Annotated in this window: 23 protein-coding genes; 5 read left to right on the top strand and 18 right to left on the bottom strand. The window is 48.8% G+C overall.

Annotated features, from left to right (window positions below):
* Nucleotides 1-105: 105 nt before the first annotated feature.
* Together HCN83_RS04800 and HCN83_RS04795 are read right to left on the bottom strand one after the other, a co-directional pair.
* Entirely contained in the window at nt 106-816 is a 711-nt protein-coding gene (locus HCN83_RS04800) for an MOSC domain-containing protein (RefSeq protein WP_168005190.1), read from the bottom strand.
* A gap of 35 nt (nt 817-851) precedes the next feature.
* Nucleotides 852-2,594 carry a methyl-accepting chemotaxis protein gene (locus HCN83_RS04795; RefSeq protein WP_168005189.1) on the bottom strand — a complete coding sequence of 581 codons (1,743 nt, stop codon included), beginning with the start codon at nt 2,592-2,594 and terminating at the stop codon, nt 852-854.
* 161 nt (nt 2,595-2,755) lie between these two features.
* On the opposite strand from HCN83_RS04795, the gene HCN83_RS04790 reads away from it, so the two are divergent.
* Both HCN83_RS04790 and HCN83_RS04785 read left to right on the top strand, forming a co-directional pair.
* On the top strand, nt 2,756-3,478 hold the full coding sequence (locus HCN83_RS04790) for a hypothetical protein (protein ID WP_168005188.1): 723 nt from the start codon (nt 2,756-2,758) through the stop codon (nt 3,476-3,478).
* Nucleotides 3,479-3,729: 251 nt separating this feature from the next.
* On the top strand, nt 3,730-3,918 hold the full coding sequence (locus HCN83_RS04785) for a hypothetical protein (protein WP_168005187.1): 189 nt from the start codon (nt 3,730-3,732) through the stop codon (nt 3,916-3,918).
* A 49-nt stretch (nt 3,919-3,967) separates the two neighbouring features.
* Here the strand turns inward: HCN83_RS04785 and HCN83_RS04780 are convergent, their stop codons facing one another.
* The 7 genes from HCN83_RS04780 to HCN83_RS04750 form a co-directional block, all read right to left on the bottom strand.
* Entirely contained in the window at nt 3,968-4,525 is a 558-nt protein-coding gene (locus tag HCN83_RS04780; RefSeq protein ID WP_168005186.1) for a tetratricopeptide repeat protein, read from the bottom strand.
* Between the two features lie 212 nt (nt 4,526-4,737).
* Complete coding sequence (locus HCN83_RS04775; RefSeq protein ID WP_168005185.1) at nt 4,738-6,150, bottom strand: LVIVD repeat-containing protein; 1,413 nt, start codon at nt 6,148-6,150, stop codon at nt 4,738-4,740.
* A 374-nt stretch (nt 6,151-6,524) separates the two neighbouring features.
* Nucleotides 6,525-6,995 carry a hypothetical protein gene (locus tag HCN83_RS04770; RefSeq protein ID WP_168005184.1) on the bottom strand — a complete coding sequence of 157 codons (471 nt, stop codon included), beginning with the start codon at nt 6,993-6,995 and terminating at the stop codon, nt 6,525-6,527.
* Nucleotides 6,958-7,203: a hypothetical protein gene (locus HCN83_RS04765; RefSeq protein ID WP_168005183.1), complete on the bottom strand. Its 246-nt coding sequence runs from the start codon at nt 7,201-7,203 to the stop codon at nt 6,958-6,960. Before HCN83_RS04765 ends, HCN83_RS04770 begins: the two co-directional genes overlap by 38 nt.
* A 109-nt stretch (nt 7,204-7,312) precedes the next feature.
* Nucleotides 7,313-7,939, bottom strand: coding sequence for an HAD family hydrolase (locus HCN83_RS04760; protein ID WP_168005182.1), 627 nt, complete (start codon nt 7,937-7,939; stop codon nt 7,313-7,315).
* Nucleotides 7,936-8,454, bottom strand: coding sequence for a MogA/MoaB family molybdenum cofactor biosynthesis protein (locus HCN83_RS04755; protein WP_168005181.1), 519 nt, complete (start codon nt 8,452-8,454; stop codon nt 7,936-7,938). The genes HCN83_RS04760 and HCN83_RS04755 overlap by 4 nt, the downstream gene beginning before the upstream one ends.
* Before the next feature lie 12 nt (nt 8,455-8,466).
* On the bottom strand, nt 8,467-8,607 hold the full coding sequence (locus tag HCN83_RS04750; RefSeq protein WP_168005180.1) for a YvrJ family protein: 141 nt from the start codon (nt 8,605-8,607) through the stop codon (nt 8,467-8,469).
* Between the two features lie 176 nt (nt 8,608-8,783).
* Between HCN83_RS04750 and HCN83_RS04745 the strand changes: the two genes are divergently transcribed.
* A complete protein-coding gene (locus HCN83_RS04745; RefSeq protein WP_168005179.1) occupies nt 8,784-9,308 on the top strand; it encodes a sigma factor-like helix-turn-helix DNA-binding protein in 525 nt (174 codons plus the stop codon).
* A gap of 17 nt (nt 9,309-9,325) precedes the next feature.
* Nucleotides 9,326-9,580, top strand: coding sequence for a hypothetical protein (locus HCN83_RS04740; protein WP_168005178.1), 255 nt, complete (start codon nt 9,326-9,328; stop codon nt 9,578-9,580).
* Here HCN83_RS04740 and aac(6') read toward each other — a convergent pair.
* Nucleotides 9,549-9,989 carry an aminoglycoside 6'-N-acetyltransferase gene (gene aac(6'), locus HCN83_RS04735; RefSeq protein ID WP_168005177.1) on the bottom strand — a complete coding sequence of 147 codons (441 nt, stop codon included), beginning with the start codon at nt 9,987-9,989 and terminating at the stop codon, nt 9,549-9,551. The two genes, HCN83_RS04740 and aac(6'), sit on opposite strands and share 32 nt — an antisense overlap.
* A gap of 101 nt (nt 9,990-10,090) precedes the next feature.
* Between aac(6') and HCN83_RS04730 the strand changes: the two genes are divergently transcribed.
* Nucleotides 10,091-10,300: a hypothetical protein gene (locus HCN83_RS04730; protein WP_168005176.1), complete on the top strand. Its 210-nt coding sequence runs from the start codon at nt 10,091-10,093 to the stop codon at nt 10,298-10,300.
* On the opposite strand, the gene dcd is transcribed toward HCN83_RS04730, so the two are convergent.
* From dcd to HCN83_RS04690, 8 genes are all read right to left on the bottom strand, one after another.
* Nucleotides 10,293-10,832: a dCTP deaminase gene (gene dcd / locus HCN83_RS04725; RefSeq protein ID WP_168005175.1), complete on the bottom strand. Its 540-nt coding sequence runs from the start codon at nt 10,830-10,832 to the stop codon at nt 10,293-10,295. The genes HCN83_RS04730 and dcd overlap by 8 nt on opposite strands.
* Nucleotides 10,829-11,482, bottom strand: coding sequence for an HAD family hydrolase (locus tag HCN83_RS04720; protein WP_168005174.1), 654 nt, complete (start codon nt 11,480-11,482; stop codon nt 10,829-10,831). The genes dcd and HCN83_RS04720 overlap by 4 nt, the downstream gene beginning before the upstream one ends.
* Nucleotides 11,479-12,030 (bottom strand): nucleotidyltransferase family protein, encoded by a 552-nt coding sequence (locus HCN83_RS04715; RefSeq protein ID WP_168005173.1) that lies wholly within the window; start codon nt 12,028-12,030, stop codon nt 11,479-11,481. Before HCN83_RS04715 ends, HCN83_RS04720 begins: the two co-directional genes overlap by 4 nt.
* A complete protein-coding gene (locus HCN83_RS04710; RefSeq protein ID WP_168005172.1) occupies nt 12,017-13,054 on the bottom strand; it encodes a S66 family peptidase in 1,038 nt (345 codons plus the stop codon). Before HCN83_RS04710 ends, HCN83_RS04715 begins: the two co-directional genes overlap by 14 nt.
* Nucleotides 13,051-13,572, bottom strand: a complete 522-nt coding sequence (locus HCN83_RS04705; protein ID WP_168005171.1) for a GNAT family N-acetyltransferase — start codon at nt 13,570-13,572, stop codon at nt 13,051-13,053. The genes HCN83_RS04710 and HCN83_RS04705 overlap by 4 nt, the downstream gene beginning before the upstream one ends.
* Nucleotides 13,573-13,721: 149 nt before the next feature.
* Nucleotides 13,722-14,513: a hypothetical protein gene (locus HCN83_RS04700; RefSeq protein ID WP_168005170.1), complete on the bottom strand. Its 792-nt coding sequence runs from the start codon at nt 14,511-14,513 to the stop codon at nt 13,722-13,724.
* Nucleotides 14,514-14,573: 60 nt separating this feature from the next.
* Complete coding sequence (locus HCN83_RS04695) at nt 14,574-15,263, bottom strand: hypothetical protein (RefSeq protein WP_168005169.1); 690 nt, start codon at nt 15,261-15,263, stop codon at nt 14,574-14,576.
* A gap of 26 nt (nt 15,264-15,289) precedes the next feature.
* On the bottom strand, nt 15,290-15,811 hold the full coding sequence (locus HCN83_RS04690; protein ID WP_168005168.1) for a signal peptidase I: 522 nt from the start codon (nt 15,809-15,811) through the stop codon (nt 15,290-15,292).
* Between the last annotated feature and the right edge of the window lie 345 nt (nt 15,812-16,156).

The raw sequence follows: 16,156 nt of genomic DNA, 5'->3' as shown, positions 1-16,156 counted from the left end.
AATCGAAATTTTGTAAATATTATTTATTTTGAAAGAACACTACTTCTTCAGCAGGAGAAATCCGCAGCAAAAAGCCTTCTCAGATACTTTCCGAGAAGGCTTTGATCAGCTGGATACAAGTTGCAGCCGTTCATTTCTGTGAATTTTTCCAGGCCGGATCACGCGTAAATACAGTCCGAATTCATTTTTCAGTTCCTTGGCCGTGGCTCTGAGGTAGTCGCTGTCGAATTTACCTGATTCTGGATCGACGTTGATGATCGAGCAGCGCGGACACATCCGCACCCCTTCCAGTAAGGCGCCATCAGCTGTCTGAAGCCGCAATCCAATCAGATCGGATTCGGAGAAAGGAGGCAGGTCTGCTTCCAGAATGATATTAGGTCGGAAGCGCCCTGATACAGCAGGTTTTCCAATTCGCTTTTCCAACTCGGAAAGTGAACTTTCTGTAATGAGCAGCACCGCCTCTTCCTCGATCGCCCCCAGTGGCACGTTTCCCGGTTGATACACTTCTTTACTCAATGGACCTCCCCAAAGCTGCTCCAGCTCTTCCCGGAGCCTGTCCTCCTCATACGAATAAGATTTTCCGGAAGGCGACACCACCTGTACGGCGGGATACTTATGGAATGATTCTTCTCCCTGAAACGACGCCTGAAAGACAGCCATCTGCGGAAGCTGGGTAATCGTTAAGTACCGGTTGTCTTCCCGCTTAAACGTGTGGCTTCTGTCTCCGTAAAAGCCGTACGGCATGATCATTGTCTGTTCTACCTGCTCTCCCTGCATTGATTTAACCGGATGCCGGTATAAAGCGTTTACTCTCATAAGATCCTCCCGGAAACTGTTTTCTCTATATCGTATCAGTCTCTTCGATGTTGATCCAGTGTGGCAGAAGCCTGGCTGAAGCGGAACGTGCCTGCTTCTTCTTTCATTTTATCTGCCATTGAGCTGAGAGATTCCGAAGAGGATAATACTTCCTCCATAGATGCGAGCTGTTCTTCTGCGGAGGCTGCAATATTCTGCGTGTGTCCGGCAGAAGCTTCTGCTGTCTCCTGAGATTTCCGGACGGAAGCTGCGCCCTTTTCTACAGCTTGTTCCATACTGTAAACCGATCCAGTCACCTGTTTTGTGCTTTCATTTGCCTGTTGAATCAGCTCTGCTATTTGTGAAAAGCTCTCTCCAGCTGACTGAATCGATGATTCCCCTTCCAGAACAACTTCTTTCGTGTCGTCCATTTTCGATTTTGCAACCGTCACATTTTCCTGCATGGCATGAATCATCTGTTCGATGTGCCGTGCAGACTGACTCGACTGCTCAGCAAGCTTGCGTACTTCATCAGCGACAACCGCGAATCCCTTGCCATGCTCACCGGCCCTTGCTGCTTCGATTGCGGCGTTCAGGGCGAGTAAATTAGTCTGCTCAGCCACAGAGGTGATCAGGCGGATGACTTCTCCAGCTTCTTCTGATTTTGCTACGAGCTCCTCCAGCTGGGCTTCCATTTCTATTGACTGAGTACCAATCTGCTTCATCTTTACGACACCAGTTTCAATTACCGATGTTCCATTTGATGCAGCCTTTCCCATCTCCTCAGAATCACTTGCCATTTGCATGACTTGACCTGCCGTTTCTTCAAGCTGTTCTTTTACCTGTTTCATCATTTCCGCTGCTTCTTCTGAAAGTTCAAGCTGATTTTCGGAATCTGCTGCGATATCCTGAATCGACTGTGATATTAAGTCTGTCGCGGAGGTCGTCTCACTTGAACTTGCTGACAGTTGACCGGACGCTGCTGCCGTTTCTTCCGCTGCTGTCTGCATATTTTCCAGCAGTTCTTTCAACTGATTACGCATTTGATTAAAGCTTCTCATAACAGCGCCTATTTCATCATGTGACTTTGTTTCAACGGTTGAGGAAAAATCCCCGTTTCCAGCTGCATCCATCACTTCCTCCAGGCTGCCGAGCTGCTTTTTCAGCCTGCGCGAAAATAAGCTGATCATGATTGCAGCAGCCGCTACCACGCCTGCAGTGACAAGTCCGAAACTGACCATAATACCCGATATCGTTTCAGATACGAGTGCTTCCGAAGCTCCGATATACCACATGCCGACCGCTTCTCCGCTCCCATTTACAAGCGGCATATAAGCAGTTTGATAACGAGATCCAAGTACATCCGCCTCCCCGTAAAAAACGTCACCATTCTCTAATACAGCCTGCGTCACTTCATCGGAAGCCTGAGTGCCGACGGCCCGTTCTCCATCAGCCATGACATTGGTAGCGGTCCGCGTATCCCCTTGAAACAGCGTCACCGTCCCATCCGTCCATTCCGCAGCTAAGTCAACAAGCTCATGATTGGCCGTCATGACGCTTCCACCTTTAAGAAGTTCTCCATCCGTAAGCTCCCAGTCTCCAGGATAGGCAGCATCTATATATGCATAGGTCGTGCGGAGATCAGAAGCAGCTTTTTCAGCTGCCGCAGACTGCACTCCTTCCTCGACTTGAACATAAACAACAAAGGCAAGCAACCCCGTGATGAGGGCCAGAATGGTAAATACTAACACATTTAATTTTGTAGCTGTTTTCCAGTACTTCATCGATAATCGTTTCACCTTCAGCACTCCTTTTACCAGATAAGCTGACTTTACCAGAACTTTCGTACCATGAACATAGGCCCTTTATTGTTTTCGTTCTGCTGTTCGCTGCTCTATCAGATCCATGGTTGTAAACAGACCGCTTTACGGGTATAGACACTAGGGACGGGGGTGTTCTCATGCTGGGACCAATGTTTGTTGTTGCCGCTTTTCTTGCTGTGCAAGTTTTTGCGAATAAAATTATTTCAAGCTCGTCACTCGGTAAAATCAAATGGGTCTCTCTTGCAGGAGGGATTGCTGTTTCGTATATCTTCGTTTACATATTGCCGTCTCTCCACCACGAGCAGGAGGAGTTCGGGGATACAGCGTTTGAGCTGGCAATGGAATCGGAGCTCTATTTGTTCGGTCTTGTCGGAATCGTTGTTTTTTACACGCTGACTAAAGCAGCTGAACGCGATCGGTACAAACGGGGAGCGAGCGTGGAAGACCGCTTTTTCTTTGTGCAGACGAGTCTGTTTTTTATGTACAATATGCTTATTTCCTACATTATGTTTGCTGCAGATCAGTCGCTTGAGCAGCTCATCTTTTACAGCGTCGCCGTGGGTCTTCACTTCATGACAGTTGCACATGATCTGTTTCGGGAAAACGAAACGAAATACCGAAAATATGGCCGTTTTATGCTCGCAGGCGGTATCTTTATCGGCTATTTGATTGCGACGATAACGCCTTACTCTGCTGTGACGCTTTCCATTGTTTTCTCCTTTGTGTCTGGCGCCATTATGTTTAACGTGATCAAGCACGAGCTTCCCTCGGAAGAATCGGCTCATCTGCCGACATTCGTGTCTGCGGCATTCGTATATTCCACTGTCACCGTTCTACTGAAGCTTTTTTTGGATTGGTAAACGCTTTGCTTCATAACATAGCTTTCTTATTATTATTTCACTGCCTCGAGTTTGTAAAAGAAACATAGATCAGATTGGTTACTCTCACATGTATGTTAGTTTTTTCTTTTTCTGGTTATGCCAAGCTCGTCAGAAGCACACACACCCGCACGGACGAAGAATCCGTTCAGCAGACAGCCTCGTAATCAAATGTTTAGAAGAGCAGATCAACGGTAATCAGAATCGTAAAGACTATTGAAGGAGTGTAGCAAATGAGAGTAAAAATTGACTATAAAGCGAGTAAAAAAGTGGACGGTCAAATAACGGACACCCCCATTCCAGGCGTGATTGTAACAGAAATTCCGGAAAATAAGTTTAACGACCGCTCGTTCATTGAAGAAAAACTGCGAAAGGAAACAGAAGATCCGGACGCAGAAATGGTCAGCTACGAGCAGGAATAAGTATCAAAAAAAGGTCGCTCCATTTAATCGGAGCGACCTTTTTTTTAGCTTATGCTTCCTGAGACCACATGTCGTTTCGCAGTGCACAGAGTGCTGCGAGTGTTGATTTTATGAGTGCCTCATCCTTTTTTAAACGACGGAGACGAAGCGCTTCTTCAAGACTATTTTCAGCCGATTTCGTCTCTCCCATTTCCCACTGTACCTTCCCGAGGTGCTGCCAGGCAAAATCCTCGTACTCAGGAGCCAGTCGTTTTAATGAAAGAGCCTGTTTGAAGCAGGTAACGGCGCCCACATGCGTGCCGCTGTATTTCATCGCCTCCCCCAGCCGAATAAGGGCAGCACTTTCTTTTCTTGGACAAGCCTGCCGCCGTGCCTCGCCGAGAAGCTCATGAAAAAGCGGGAGCGCCTCTTCCGCCCGTCCACTTATTCTTAACAGTGAGGCGCAGAGCAGTGCCGTGACTCCATCCTTAGGAACATGGTTTTCCGCTTCAGATAGCAGCGCTGCCGCCTTATCTGGATCACGGACTTCCTCTCTCATCCAGTTATCCGGATTATGTACGGTATGCTCAATCAGATCACGCGCTTCCATTTCCCATCTCTTTTCCATGAGCTCCCTCCTCGTAGAGATAGTTTATCATAAATCGACTTATTTTTTTATAAAATTCAGAATGTTTATGAATTTATTTTACTCTTTCAGCTGCCTTGTTCGGCCTTTACATAAAGAAGTCTGAAAATCAAACGCCACTACCATTTACTTCACTTACTTAACATGGTGAAGAACCGGTCTTCATAGAAGACCGGTTCAGGTAAACGATGCTGTTAATGTTGACGCTGGGCGTTCCCTGGATTACTGTTTCCATTGTTTTTCTGCAGAACTTTCAATCCTTGTCCCATATCGGATGCGAGCACATAATTCCGATCGACGAAAACTCCCCATACGTTTGATTCATCCGGCGTATATCGTGCGATTTCCTCTGGTTCTGATGGATTTGTGATGTCCACAGCGATAACCCCGCCTGCATAATAGGACAGATACAATGTATTACCGTGCACTTTTGGATCATGCACTGTATTAGCAAACGTTGTTCCAATAAAGTCGAATGTCAGCTCTGTCGTAAATTCACTCAGAAGCTCCGGATTCGATTTATCCGAAATATCGAATATTCTTGTATATCCGTAAGCATCCTCAAATCCTTCACCATGCGGATTTGCAATCTCTCGGGTTTCAATCAGAATATTTCCACCTCGGGCAACTGCTGCCGAGTGAGCGGCACCCTTTTGATCATCAGCATATTCGGTACGGCCGAGATATTCAGGCTCTTCCGGGTTACGGATGTCAAAGATCACCGTTCCGAGATCCCACATAGAAACGTAAGCATACTGGCCATTGTTGTCTGTAATGACACTGTGGTTGAAGACCGGCCGTGTGTGACCATCCGGAGCATCCCAGTGATAGCCGTTAAACGACTCGTCTACTTCCGGCAGCATGCGGGGATCAAACTCCCATAGCTTCTCCGGCTCGGCGGGGTTGCTTACATCAATGATCTGAAAGTCTTTTTCCGCACCGTTCGTATAAAAATCAGCATAAGGATTGGAGAGCAGCATGAGTGCCTGATTACCTTGCGTCGTTAAGTACAGCTCGTGCGTGCCGGTGATGGCGCGGTCGAGCTCATAAAATCCAAGCCGCTCCGGGTTGTAAGGGTCAGTTACATCATAAAGCAGCGCTCCGCCGACACTGTCGGGACGATCGGCATTGTTTCGCGACGTCTGCTGCAGACTGACCACCGCCAGATCACCTTTAAAGTCCGGAGTATTCACTCGTTTTACAATTACTTTCTCCTGCCACGTATACGGGATATCTGCAGCAATCTGACCTATTTCCTCCGGATTTGTAGGATCCTGCAAATCAAAAATGCGCACCCCGCCGTTTGCGCCGTTAGCTGTATGCGTCCCCAGGTAAGCAAAGCCCTGGTGTGCATAAACGTCGGCAGTATTATTCTGGACTCCGTCTATTTCCGCAATTTGTTCTGCTGCAACTTCATGCAGATTCTTCAAATTTTTACTGCCGGACTGCTCCGGTTCACCAAGCCGTTCGATCGCTTCATGATCAAAAGGAGCTCTTTCCTCTTTATTAATACCTTCCTCTTCCATCGCATCATGTGCATAGGCTGCCGTCGCTGCTGTAAGCATGCTGCCGACCAGAATCGAGGTTAACAGGATTTTTTTCCTCATGTCGCATCATCCTCCCTGAAAAGATGAGAACTTCTTCAGCACGTCCCGGGCACGCAGGCTGAGTCAAAGCTCTACTGATACTAATTATAGGAACAGCACCACATCTTTCGCCACCCTAAAATTTAGACACTTCAGGTAAATTAGAAAATTGTTCCTATTTTTAATCATCCTTCCAGCGAAGATTCAGTCGTAAATTGTCGAATCATTTCTGAAATATCAATTGAATAACAAAAAAGCGTTCAAAAGACCTTAAGACAGACTACCTAAGCCAGCTTCCTGCCTCAACTATAGAAGCATTCCCTGTTTTTTTACAGGGACAATGGTACAGGGAAGCTGATGGACCCGGTTAAATAGACATGCCTGACGGGCCTTTCCTACAAAATTGCTGCTGCCGTTTCCTCCTGGTAAATTCGTTCCTCATAACGAGCGAGCATATCATCGGTGACGATTCCCGGAACGAAATCGAGGCGCTGCTTCAGCAGTGTTTCTACCGCCTTTACCTTCCTCGCCATTTTCTGTTCTTCGCGGACAGCTGTCCGCACAGTGGTTTCCGGCAGTTCCGTCCGTTCCTGTAAACGAATGATTTGCTCTAGTAAGAGCTCCATCTCTACAAGTTCATTACGTGAAAGTGCAAGCAGCTGCAGCAGCTCATAGGTGCTCCGCTTCATCAGGTCCGGAGTCGGTTTCGTCAGATGTGTTTCCATCATCCGCACCGGTCTGATCTGTTTTGCTTCGTCAACCGTACTGGATGCGTACATTTTACAAAACGGGCAATAGCGCTTGTTTTTATGAAGCAGCATATTTCCTTCACAGTAGCGGCAGTTCTGATTCATCTGCTGATCCATCGCTCTTTTCCTCCTCAACGCCTGTTATTTCCCTAAGCTTTAGCTGCTTGCCGTTGATTACAAAAACAGCTCTGCGGCGGTCGACCATATCTACAATTCCGCAAATACTGCCCCCCTCATTCAGTTCCACCCTGACCGGTACTGAGAATGCACGGCTTTTCAACAAACAAGCTCCAATATGAACGATATCCGGTTCTGTCTTCTTCATTGTCATGCCTCCTGCTTCTACTATACCGCTATTCCCGCCTTATCACAAGAACAAACGTTCGCAAAAAAACAAAAAAATCAAGAGCACGGTCTCCTCGGACCGTGCTCTTTTATAGATGTCCGCTCAAATATTCAGTAAGCTCCTCCCATGCATGAAACACGACGTCCGGTTTCTGTTTCAGAGGCTCCGGTTCGTAATCAGGAAACCACTTCACTGCTGCTCCAATCGATCCTGCTGCAGCCGCCGCTCCTGTATCAGCATCCGTATCCCCAATCATCAGCAGGCGGTCCGGCTCTGTTTGAAAATACGATGCGGCTGCAAAGAGGGATTCTGGATCCGGTTTTGGGGTGTAGACGTCGCCCGCAGCTGTAAAATCAATATATTCGTCAATACCAAGCTGCTTTAATGACATCGTCAGACTGTGCGAGGATTTTCCGCTGACGATCCCCAGTTTGTAACCCTCCTGCTTGAGCTCCTGCAATTTTTCGCGCAGGCCGGGAAGAGCTTTCATCTGTTCGAGGCGCTCCTCATAATACGTATAGTAGGCCTCGATCGCCCGCGGATCGGTTGTCTGTGTCCGAATCACGTCCGGTTCAGGGGGACCAAGCAGCTGCTTGATTTGATCTCTGGAGATCGATATATTCGTTACGGAAAATGCGTGTTCAAATGCATCCAGACAAAGCGGAAGAGAGTCTGCGAGCGTTCCATCAAAATCAAAGAGAAGAATCTTCTTCATGATTGACGATCCTTTCGCAGCTCACGGACAATGTGGGAGATCTCCGGACAAATGAGCCTTGTCATGGCGAGCTTCACCGCTCCGCTTGAGCCTGGAACAGCGAAAACAGCCGTCCCCTTGGCTGTGCCTGCAGCAGCCCGACTCATGATAGCCGCCGATCCTATATCGTCCGTGTAGCTCAGCATGCGAAAGATTTCTCCAAACCCGAGAATCTCTTTTTCAAACAGAGGTTCAACCGCTTCAATGGTTACATCTCTCGCCGCAATGCCAGTTCCCCCGTTTACGATTACCGCGTCAACAGAACGATCGTGGATTCCCTCCACTACCGCTTGTTCGATCTGCTCCTGTTCATCCTTTACGATAACCTTATTCGCAATTAAGTGGCCATCCTGTTCCAGCAGTTGACGTATCAGCTTTCCGCTTTTATCCTCTGCTTCCGTTCTCGTATCGCTCACTGTAACGATCATCACCGTCGTCTGATCTGGTGCCTGCTTCTTGTGCTCCTCTACGCTCATCATCACGCCTCCTTATTTCGTTTTATTTGATAGTCCCTGTCTGCGGACTTCTTTCGTCAGCCTGTCGAGCTTCCGCTCAAACCTGGCCAGTATATAGATCACAATAAGGCCCGGCAGTCCGACATTTTCAGCAAAAATAGTCCATTCTGTCACGGTATCCTCATCTCCTTTCTTGTTAACAGAAAGAAGAAATGGAGTGCCTCATACAAATGATGATCGCAGAAAAGGACTTTCTCATGTAAAATGAGTAAATACGAACTAATGTTCGCTTTTTAGTTGTATAATCGAACATACATTGTCTTTCTATTCTATGAAAGGAGGCTGAGACAATGACTTATCAATGCCCATTCTGCCTCATTCCGGGCGGTTGCAGCAAGCTTCGCAGCCTGAGAACAGACTCGCCCCGACTGTTCGGTCACGGGCTGACTGCTTCCTTTCTTCGGGACAGCAGTCAGCGGGAACAATTTTACCTTGGTAGTTGCTCTGAGCTCTTTTTGCACGAAGCTGCACTGGATCACGCCTTTCGTATGCACGTTGAAAACCGGCAGTTCCTCCGTTATATGAAAACAACCCTTTACTGGAAGGCCGTCCGCGCAGATCAGGAGCACCGGCGGGATTTACAGCGCATCATCCCGTCTGCTGACGTTCCTGAGCCGGAGCAGGAGCTTATTCCAGATTCGAACTTTCAGCTTCCTGAGGATGCTGCAAAACGGCTGACGAAACGGCAGCTGCAGGTGCTGCGCCTGATCTATGAAGAAGACCTTCTTTTGCATGAAGCCGGCAAACGGCTCGGCATCACGCAGCAGGCTGTTTCCGCATCGCATCGGGCAGCGCTGAAGCGGCTTCGTTCGTAATGAAAGGAGGAGGTATCATGTGGAAACAACGATTGTACGACATACAAACCGGCAGCCGGGAAGCGGAAGAACAGGCGATTGAACTGCTTCTGCCGCTGATTGACCAGCAGCTTCATTACTGCCGGAGCTCCATCCGCGAAGATGTCCGGCAGGAACTTATGCTTGAGGCGCTCCTGATTTTGCGAAAGCTGGAGCTTCATCCCGCTCCGGGATTTATTCTCTGGTCGGCAGCGGAAAAACTTACCTGTCCAACCGCTTTGCAAAGCAGATAATGCGATTCACTTCTGTAAACCCTGCCTTTTCATGAAAGGCAGCGCCGCTCTCATTCGTAAGCACCGTATCTGACCCCATTTCCTTGCAGCTCTGCTCCCGGCCCCACGCTTCACCGGCCTTAAGCAGGGCAGAAGCCGTGCCGGTTTTTCGGTACGGCTCTTTTACGTAAATGCCCTCCAGATAAAGAACCGGAGAGGAGCCGGTGCCCTCGACATAATCATGTCTCAGGGAAAGATGAATAAATCCTGCAGCTTCAGAAGATGTTACTGCAAGAAACAAGCAGTGCGACGAGGTGAGTGACTCAAATTCAGTCCTCATCGCTTCTGACGTTTCGTGTTCATATAAGCTCGCGGCAAGTTCAGCGCAGGCAGCCAGCTGTTTGTCTGTTGTTACATGCTGAATATCCATTAATGGACCTCCCTGCTTCTGTATCAAAACGACGTTAATAATGATAAACTATGGGATAAGGTATCATTTTCCAGTTATAACGACTAAAAGGGGGCCTTCCTGTGAAATTTGGTGTGCGAAAACCAAGTCTGAAGCGATCTTTAAAGGCGCGAACGACCGGACGTGCGAAGCGGACCGTCAAAAAAGCCGTCACTCCCGGATATGGCAAAAAGGGCATGGGCTACGTGAAAAGCCCAAAGAAAGCTGTTTACAACAAAGTGTATAAAAAAACGTCCTTCAGCATTTTTGACCTGTTTAAAAAGCTTAAGTAATATTTTCGCTGTCGTCGTAAACGCGACTGGCGACAGCTCCCCTTTGGTTCACGTATTTGCCGCTGTAAGGTTCAGCTCCGGGAGTGACTTCAGCAAACACAAGCTGGCACAGCCTGCGTCCAGGAATCAGTTCGATCGGAAGCCGGTTCGCATTGAATAATTCCAGCGTAATCTGTCCTTGAAAGCCGGGGTCTACCCATCCTGCGTTTTGAATGAACAAGCCGAGCCGGCCGATTGAACTGCGCCCCTCTACAAATGCTGTTACGTCCGCAGGAAGCCGGATCGTTTCTTTGGTGGTCGCAAGCAGAAACGACTGCGGCGGCAGCACAATCCGGTCTTCTGTATAAATATCTCTCGTTTTCGCCGGCGCTTCCAGTGAAATAAGCTGCTGTTCGTGCTCCTCGATGGCTGAAAAATGCGTGCCGAGATGCATATCAATCGAAGCGGGCTGGATTTGCTCGTCCACGAGCGGCGTAATACCCATCTCGCCGTTTTCCACGCGTCGTTTCACTTCTTTGCCGGATAAAATCATCGCAGTTCCTCCTTTAAATAAGGGATAAGCTTTTCATAAGCAGGTAACACCTCTACTCCGCCATTCATTTTCCCGTGCAGCCAAAGGCTTCTCATCCCGGCAGACGCCGCCCCTTTTGCATCTGCTTCAAGAGAATCTCCGATAAACAGACACGCTTCCGGCTCCAGCTGCAGCTGATCCGCCGCCCGGAGAAAGATGGCAGCTTCTGGCTTGCGGATATCCTCTTCCTCAGAGATGAGAATCACATCCATTCTTTCCTCCAGCTGAAGCTCTCGGATCACCCGGCGCTGCAAGGCACTCTTCCCATTCGTAATCAATCCCGTTTTCAGCCCTTTCCGTCTGCAGACTGCCAGTGCTTCTTCTGCACCTTCCACCCAAACAGCGTGATCTGCGACATGCTCCACATACTCTTCCAAAAGCACGTCAGGATGCTCCGGAAAATGCAGCTCTTCTTTCAGCTTCCGGTATACTTGATCCTTCCAGACCATCCCGCCTTGATCATATGCTTCGAACTGCTGCATAAAGGTCTCTTTCGAAAATGTTCCCCAACTGGACGCGTGCTCGTCATACTGCCACTGCAGAAAGTACTGCAGTGTTCTTTGCCGGTCGTGCAGTGTGTCATCTAAATCAAATAAAACTGCCTGCATCATTCTCTCACCTCCGGCCACTCTGATTTCCAGCTTTTCTCCCGCAGCCTCGTGCGGTATATGTGATGCTTCTCCCCGCTTCGATACAAAGGTGTCGGCGTGATGGTCATGTTCAGCAGCGCTTCAACCCCGTAGGGCGCAGCCAGTCGAAGCTGTCCTCGTTCGAGTCTTACCGCGACAGCTGTACATGTTTCCGGAAAGGAGGCGACACCGTCGAGCGTCGATCGAAACGGCGGAAGACCGTTCTTGTGATGCATCCGCGCCTGGTTTTTAACCGACCATGGTACTTGCGGAAGCCTGAGCCACAGACGGCGTTCAGCAGCTTTTTCCCATTCTTCTGACACATCGGATGCATCAAAGCAGACGACATCCACATCATCCAGCCTTTCCGTCGTGTGACGCCCGGTCTGTCTGTCCGAGACAAGTCTGCGGATCACGCCTGCACCCACCCAGGCATCCGGAAGGCTTTCCGATTCTACTGCCTCCAGCATCTCCATCAGCCAGCTGTCTGATCGTAAAAAGCGGATCAAGTCTGCTTCATGCTTCAGCATCGTCTGCCTCCTCGGGAACATGCATTGTCAGTCTACCCTTTCCGTTACTGCAGGCAGCAGCTGCCCGGGCTCCATTGACAAACGTCAACTGCGGCGGCACGTGGCCGCAGTCGATATCATAGATCACCGGCAGTCTGATGTCTGCGGCAAGGTCCTGATACACGTCGACTGCGGTATATCCGTCGGCCTCAGAGACTGCTGCACTTCTGCCAAAAAGAAAGCCGGCGCTGTTTTCAAACCATCCAGCATACTCCATCTGCTTTAAGCAGCGCTTCATTTCATTCGGGTTCATGTCACAGTTTTCAAAATACCAGAGGATCGGCTCGTCATGCAGCTTGTTCCGCTGAAATTCCCGTACTTTCCCATAAGGTGTACCGACAAGGTGGGTAATCACATCGATACAGCCTCCGAGTAACCTTCCTTCCACTGTTTCAGGCTTGCCGCTCACCGTTTTCCATTCTGTCGGTTCCGTTAAATGAAACACAACGTCTGTAACCTCATCAAACTTCCATTCAGGCTGATAAAGCTCCGAGCTGCTCTGAGTAATCGTCTTTCCGCCTTCCCAGGCGAGCACGTTTTCCCATGCAGTTGTGACCGGATCCATCTCCGCCCCTCTTATATCGACGATGTTCGTTCCATGGGCCGTTGCGATGCCTGTTTTGATCGTCCAGGCAAACAACAGGATGCTCGTATCCGAATAGCCCAGTATCCACTTTGGGATTGGAGCAGAGTAGTCGAGCAGCGGAAGCATTTCGAGCAGTCTTTCTCCTCCCCACGGCGGAATAATCGCTTTCGGTGACTCATCCTGCATGATACGGTTAAACTCGGCTGCCCGTTCCTCTGCCGGGGCAGATACCGATTTTTCCTGCTTCCAGGCGGTCGGATAAATCGTCACCGGATAACCGCGCTGCTCCTGCCGGTTTTTCGTATCTGTCAGTAAATGGTGCAGCTCCTCCGGGACGCCAGACGAAGGTGCGGTGACAGCAATCGTATCTCCTTTTTGAAACCTCGGCCACAGAATCATTCAAATCCGCTCCTCTCCGCATGTTCCACCCGGGCCATCATATATTCGTCCTCCGGTTTACCATCAATCAGAAGGGAAGCTAGCTTCTTTCCTTCCACCCGGAAACCGAACTTCTCATACAGCCCGATGGCCTCTTTATTCCGGCAGACGGTCGTCAATTCGATTCGCATGACGTCGTTTTCACCGCACCAGTTGATCATGCGCTCCAGGAGACGAGAACCAATCCCCTGTCCCTGAAAGCTTTTTCTTACACCCATGACAAGATAAGTACGGTGTTTCGTTCTCTCTGTGCTGCTGCCGAAAACGAAGCCATAGCCAGCAAACTGATCATTGCCGACTGCCGCAAACACAGCAGAGGAGGCCTCTTTTTCTATTCGATTCAGCTGATCGGCTACCTTTTCCGGTGTCACGTTTCGTTCTCCCGGAGCCATCATCATAAAATCTGCTTCGTGTTCCACTGTATGCATAACCTCTGCCAGCATCGGTGCATGCGTTTCATTCAGCTGTTCTATGTACATCCGCGCTCCCGCCTTTCCGCTTTCTTTCAGCATAGCAGAACTGGAGAGTATTTCCCAGATAGAAGAGAACGGACGGCGAAACCATACAGAAGGACCCTTGATCAGCAATGGATACTAACCAAGGGCCTTCGCGTTCTGCTCGGGCAGCACTATACGTCTTCTTCGGTTTCCTCTTCTTCATCAGAGAGCTTTTCCTCGTGTTCATCGGAGGCTTCTTCTTTCGGTTCTTCCTCCTCCACTTGCTCGTCGGATTCCTCTTCATCAGATGGTTTGTCAGAGGCGGAAGTTGTTTCGCTCTCCGCTTCCTGCTTTGTTTCATCCTTCGTTTTCGTCTTTTCTTTTTCTTTGGAGTCAGTCTCTTTCGCTGCAGCCTCTTCTTTCTCGTCTTCTTTGTCTGCTTTTTCTTCTAACGCTTCTTCATCTTCTTCCGGTTCATCCTCTTCGCCGTGATGGTGACTGTTTTCTTCCCGCTTCTCGCGGCCTCGATCTCCGCCAGCATGATCCGGCTTCTTTTCCTCTGATTTACCGCGCTCTTTCTCTTCCGGCTCGTCGAAGGCGTCCACTGTGAAGGAAACGGTCTTTTCCACGAACGAATCAAACGCTTTGATCGTTACGGTTTGTTCGATCGGTTCCGTTCTATCCACCGCTTCAAATGAGAACAGCGTTTCGATCGTTTCACCAGGCTCTGCATGCACGCTCTCGCCGTCAATCGATACCGGCACGGAAGCGTGACTGACGTTTTTCACGAGTACGTGAACGACAGCTGAACCGTCTTCCTCGTATACCGTCTCTTCTACATCAATTTGGAGGATATCCTCAGACGAAGCCGTCGTAAAACCGCCCAGAGCAGTCGAGGAGGAATCAGAAAAACCGCCTGCAGCAGCCGGAATTGCTGCGGCAATCATTACAATCAGCAGCACCACTGCCGTCACCATTTTCATCTGGCCTGCCCCCTTTGCATCAAACAGGCTGCCTCTAAAAGAGACAGCCCGGTATGAATATTAGTTACGGTCCGCTTCGTTGTTTTGTTCTACAAATAGATTAAAGCCAGCACCAAACGTTTGTCCCTGAAATTCGTTATCTGCGCTTTCGTTTAATCCGAGGCTCAGAGATACGTCAACGTACTCTCCTTCTCTTAATGTAGCTCCGAAAAGATTAAAAGCTTGATTTGATCCGCCTTTAGTTACTGTTTGTTTGAAGCCATTGTCACCAAAATCAGCAGTATAGATTTGGTCATCGTTAAGGGATCCTTCCGAAAATTCTAAAGCAATTTCAACTTCTACATTTTCAAACTTAATATCTGGGTGTTTATAATCCCAATCATCTACGCCATCGAACAAAGAGCTAACGAAATCGAAATTCGTTTGACTACCGGACGGATTGTTTTTGATGTCAAACGCACGGTTCCCATCATTTTGAATTCTAAATGTTTCAGGTTCCCAACTTTCACCAGGGAGTAAATGTAAATCATCTCTGTCTCTAAACAGCTGAAAAGAGCTACTTGCTCCACTCTCAATTTTACTTCCCTCAGCATCATAAATACCTGCACTAATTGTAGCAGCTTCACTCTCAATCAAATCGAGTCCTAGATCATTACTATCGTTGAATGCTGAATATGTCCCAAATCCTACTGCTGCTACGACGGTTGCGGTGACGGCTGTGCCGATCAGACCTTTTTGTACTTTGTTCACGTTCGTTTCCCCCTAGTATTGTTTTTTTAGGTAGATGAGGCTCCTTCCGGATTGTCATCCTTTTTAGCTGAGCGGCTGAGCCGCTTCATCAAACTCATCGTCACGACAGCGGTGACAGGCAGCACGATCAGAAGCAGGAACCCTGGCAGTGATGTGATGAAATGGACGACAAATCCTGCGTATGGAATGGTCAGAACATGTCCGCCTTCGATCATCCCCGGCTCGGCCAGTGTGGAATCCACGGTGGCATTTGCATCGCCCATCGTGTGAAAGCCTTCCGGAACGGTTTCCACAATCCGGTGCGTCACGAGCTCCGATCCGGTGTTGACGGTGATAATATCACCTTCCGCATACTGCTCCTGTTCGCTGATAATGATCATATCCTGGGTCGTAAATTCCGGCTCCATGCTGTTTGATAGCACGGTAAGCGTCTGATAGCCGAATAACGACAGGTTGCTTCGATCGTCGTTCAGTATGTAGAACGGCCACGCTAGTATTACTGCTGCCAAAATTCCGGCTGTTACAATCCAGCTGCCTGTCTGCTTCATGTTGTGCACCTCCCCGCTGCTGTGTGATGTTCTGTTTATAGAATATGATAATCGGGAATTTTTTCCTATTCTTCACAGGTAGCATTTAAACGACCTTTCAGCATGAACTTTTCCTCCTCCTTCAGGATGAGAAATCGTAAAAAAGCCTCTGCCTGATGTCAGGCAGAGGCTTGCAGGCTGTTGACAAAGTCAATCAGCTTACATGATTATTCGATTGATTGTATTTCCCCTCTGTTTACCGAGCCTGCCGTGGGCTGGCCTTCAGCTATTTCTCAGGGTGACCCCCTGTATGAAGGGAAGAAAGGCACGTAAGATGGCGCGGCTTCACTCGGACACATGCTTCTC

The organism is Alkalicoccus luteus (genome assembly GCF_012034335.1).
GTDB lineage: Bacteria > Bacillota > Bacilli > Bacillales > Salisediminibacteriaceae > Alkalicoccus > Alkalicoccus luteus_A.
This window is presented reverse-complemented; position numbering and strand designations above follow the sequence as displayed.

Bases quoted from the DNA above. Each gene is read 5' to 3' on its own strand.
- HCN83_RS04800 (WP_168005190.1), bottom strand. From the start codon at position 816: ATGAGAGTAAACGCTTTATACCGGCATCCGGTTAAATCAATGCAGGGA.
- HCN83_RS04790 (WP_168005188.1), top strand. From the start codon at position 2,756: ATGCTGGGACCAATGTTTGTTGTTGCCGCTTTTCTTGCTGTGCAAGTT.
- HCN83_RS04785 (WP_168005187.1), top strand. From the start codon at position 3,730: ATGAGAGTAAAAATTGACTATAAAGCGAGTAAAAAAGTGGACGGTCAA.
- HCN83_RS04780 (WP_168005186.1), bottom strand. From the start codon at position 4,525: ATGGAAAAGAGATGGGAAATGGAAGCGCGTGATCTGATTGAGCATACC.
- HCN83_RS04775 (WP_168005185.1), bottom strand. From the start codon at position 6,150: ATGAGGAAAAAAATCCTGTTAACCTCGATTCTGGTCGGCAGCATGCTT.
- HCN83_RS04770 (WP_168005184.1), bottom strand. From the start codon at position 6,995: ATGGATCAGCAGATGAATCAGAACTGCCGCTACTGTGAAGGAAATATG.
- HCN83_RS04765 (WP_168005183.1), bottom strand. From the start codon at position 7,203: ATGAAGAAGACAGAACCGGATATCGTTCATATTGGAGCTTGTTTGTTG.
- HCN83_RS04760 (WP_168005182.1), bottom strand. From the start codon at position 7,939: ATGAAGAAGATTCTTCTCTTTGATTTTGATGGAACGCTCGCAGACTCT.
- HCN83_RS04755 (WP_168005181.1), bottom strand. From the start codon at position 8,454: ATGAGCGTAGAGGAGCACAAGAAGCAGGCACCAGATCAGACGACGGTG.
- HCN83_RS04745 (WP_168005179.1), top strand. From the start codon at position 8,784: ATGACTTATCAATGCCCATTCTGCCTCATTCCGGGCGGTTGCAGCAAG.
- HCN83_RS04740 (WP_168005178.1), top strand. From the start codon at position 9,326: ATGTGGAAACAACGATTGTACGACATACAAACCGGCAGCCGGGAAGCG.
- dcd (WP_168005175.1), bottom strand. From the start codon at position 10,832: ATGATTTTATCCGGCAAAGAAGTGAAACGACGCGTGGAAAACGGCGAG.
- HCN83_RS04720 (WP_168005174.1), bottom strand. From the start codon at position 11,482: ATGATGCAGGCAGTTTTATTTGATTTAGATGACACACTGCACGACCGG.
- HCN83_RS04715 (WP_168005173.1), bottom strand. From the start codon at position 12,030: ATGCTGAAGCATGAAGCAGACTTGATCCGCTTTTTACGATCAGACAGC.
- HCN83_RS04710 (WP_168005172.1), bottom strand. From the start codon at position 13,054: ATGATTCTGTGGCCGAGGTTTCAAAAAGGAGATACGATTGCTGTCACC.
- HCN83_RS04705 (WP_168005171.1), bottom strand. From the start codon at position 13,572: ATGTACATAGAACAGCTGAATGAAACGCATGCACCGATGCTGGCAGAG.
- HCN83_RS04700 (WP_168005170.1), bottom strand. From the start codon at position 14,513: ATGAAAATGGTGACGGCAGTGGTGCTGCTGATTGTAATGATTGCCGCA.
- HCN83_RS04690 (WP_168005168.1), bottom strand. From the start codon at position 15,811: ATGAAGCAGACAGGCAGCTGGATTGTAACAGCCGGAATTTTGGCAGCA.